1 protein-coding gene is annotated in these 245 nt (G+C 60.4%); it reads left to right on the forward strand.

The genetic code is table 11. The features are described from left to right. Positions 1–245, forward strand: a 245-nt coding sequence (locus ACSNOK_RS35745; RefSeq protein ID WP_436784823.1) for an HAD hydrolase-like protein, incomplete at both ends; no start/stop codon positions are given.

A 245-nucleotide genomic window follows, 5' to 3' on the forward strand; every position in this document is an offset into this window, starting at 1 on the left:
CCGAAGAGCAGAAGCTGAAGATCGATCGCTCGGGCCTCGGCATCTGGTTCGGCCATACCGCCATCGTTCGCGAGAAAGACGCCGAAGCGTATCGCGAACTGGTGCGGGATCAGCAGCTGGACGCCTCGAATGCGTGGATGATCGGCAACTCACCCAAGTCCGACATCAACCCGGCGCTCGAGGCCGGACTCAATGCCGTGTTCGTGCCTCATCCGAGAACCTGGCATCTGGAGAAGATGGAACTG

The sequence above is a fragment of the Streptomyces sp. URMC 126 genome (assembly GCF_051386555.1).
In the GTDB taxonomy this organism is placed as follows: domain Bacteria; phylum Actinomycetota; class Actinomycetes; order Streptomycetales; family Streptomycetaceae; genus Streptomyces.